Origin of the sequence: Okeania sp. SIO2B9, assembly GCF_010672505.1 — a bacterium.
GTDB lineage: Bacteria > Cyanobacteriota > Cyanobacteriia > Cyanobacteriales > Microcoleaceae > Okeania > Okeania hirsuta.
Genome location: NZ_JAAHGK010001462.1, coordinates 1 through 1,747, shown reverse-complemented (window position 1 = coordinate 1,747; position 1,747 = coordinate 1). Strand labels below are relative to the sequence as shown.

Annotated in this window: 3 protein-coding genes and 1 pseudogene; 2 read left to right on the top strand and 2 right to left on the bottom strand. The window is 49.9% G+C overall.

From position 1 onward, the window contains the following. Window positions 1-149: hypothetical protein (locus F6K13_RS35915; RefSeq protein ID WP_375340691.1), on the bottom strand; the 149-nt coding region annotated here is incomplete at its 3' end. Between the two features lie 61 nt (window positions 150-210). On the opposite strand from F6K13_RS35915, the pseudogene F6K13_RS31725 reads away from it, so the two are divergent. After that, window positions 211-1,002, top strand: a pseudogene (locus tag F6K13_RS31725) (transposase); the annotation flags it as partial. Window positions 1,003-1,188: 186 nt separating this feature from the next. Beyond that, complete coding sequence (locus tag F6K13_RS31720) at window positions 1,189-1,554, top strand: hypothetical protein (RefSeq protein ID WP_287289670.1); 366 nt, start codon at window positions 1,189-1,191, stop codon at window positions 1,552-1,554. Here F6K13_RS31720 and F6K13_RS31715 read toward each other — a convergent pair. Next, window positions 1,534-1,747: hypothetical protein (locus F6K13_RS31715; RefSeq protein WP_287289668.1), on the bottom strand; the 214-nt coding region annotated here is incomplete at its 5' end. The two genes, F6K13_RS31720 and F6K13_RS31715, sit on opposite strands and share 21 nt — an antisense overlap.

The window sequence follows — 1,747 nt, the reverse complement described above, 5'->3', positions numbered from 1 at the left end:
GCAAGCAATCGAGATTCAATCGCTTGCCACTCTCGTTTAGAAACTCTGACTGATGCAGACTTACATTTCAACAAGAGACGAACAGATTCAAGATATATCAAGAGAGATTTTGCGTCTGAGAAAGAAAATCTAAGCTCGACTTTATCCAACCATTGGGGTTAAGAGGGAAGCAGCAAGCACAATAGGTTTATCAGAACCAACTTGCTGCAAATGGAAATACTCAGTGTACTTGGGTTGTTCGCCCCATTATTCTCTCATCGCGTCTGGGACTCAGCGATGGTGCTGTTCATTGGAGCTATCTTAGCACCTGGAAAACGAACGGTAACGGCAATCTTAAGAGTGATGGGATTGCGTGAAACGCATCACTTTCAAACCTATCATCGGGTCCTCAATCGAGCCGCATGGTCAAGTTTGGCAGCCAGTCGCATTGTGCTTATCCATATCATTGCCGTGTTCGCGCCCACGGGGCCGTTAGTTCTGGGAATCGACGAGACGATAGAACGCCGTCGGGGCGAGAAGATAGCCGCGAAAGGGATCTATCGAGACCCAGTACGGTCGAGCGATAGTCACTTTGTCAAAGCCAGTGGACTTCGCTGGTTGAGTTTACAGCTATTAGTGCCGATTCCTTGGGCAAAGCGGACTTGGGGATTACCCGTTTTGACCGTCTTGGCTCCGTCAGAACGTTACCACCAAACGCAGGGGAAACGACATAAACGATTAACGGATTGGGCCAGACAGATGCTGCGTCAGGTGCGTCGATGGCTACCGACCCGAGACCTTATGGTTGTCGCCGATAGTAGCTTTGCGGCCTTGGAACTGTTGGGAGCCTTGGTGAATATGCCGACTCCGGTCCATATGGTTACCCGACTCCGCTTAGATGCCCAATTGTATCGACCGGCCCCGCCTCGGTCGCCTGGGACGATGGGTCGTCCTCGCAAGGTGGGACAGCGATTACCGGGCCTCAAAGGCCTTATCAATAATCCGTATACCCCTTGGCAAACCGTAGTCATGGAAGACTGGTATGGAAAGGGCAACTATCCGCTTGAAATTACCTCATCTACCGCTGTTTGGTATCACTCAGGACTGCCTGCGGTTCCCATTCGATGGGTCTTGATTCAAGACCCCAAGGGGCGGTTTGAACCCCAAGCTCTCTTATGCACTGACCTCAGTGCTGAGCCCATCCAAATCTTGAAATGGTTTCGTCTACGCTGGCAGGTGGAAGTGACCTTTGAGGAAGTTCGAGCACATCTGGGGGTTGAAACTCAACGACAGTGGTCTGATAAGGCTATTCTACGAACGACTCCTGCTTTGTTCGCCCTATTTTCTATCGTTACAGCTCTAGCTGACCAGTTATATAAACAACAGGCGGTTACTCTGCCTAAAACAGCGTGGTATAACAAAACTCTCCCAACCTTCGCAGATGCGCTAGCCTCAGTCAGACAACGACTTTGGCAATTGAAGACTTTTCAGATGTCGATGGATGAACCTGAGATAGTTAAAGTCCCAAGAGAACTCTTCAACACTTGGTCTGACTTACTTTGCTACGCGGCTTAATGGATAAAGTCGAGCTAAGTCAATGAAGGAGCGTTCTACCGTGTCTAGGCCATAGCTGGCTAAAAAGTATTCCATCTGGGTTTCAAGGTCGCATGGCCATTCAACCTTGGGGCTGCTAGTGAGGATTTTGACTAGACGGTATGCACAGCTGGCTACACCGATGATTTGTAATACGGGGGCAGCGGCTGCGATC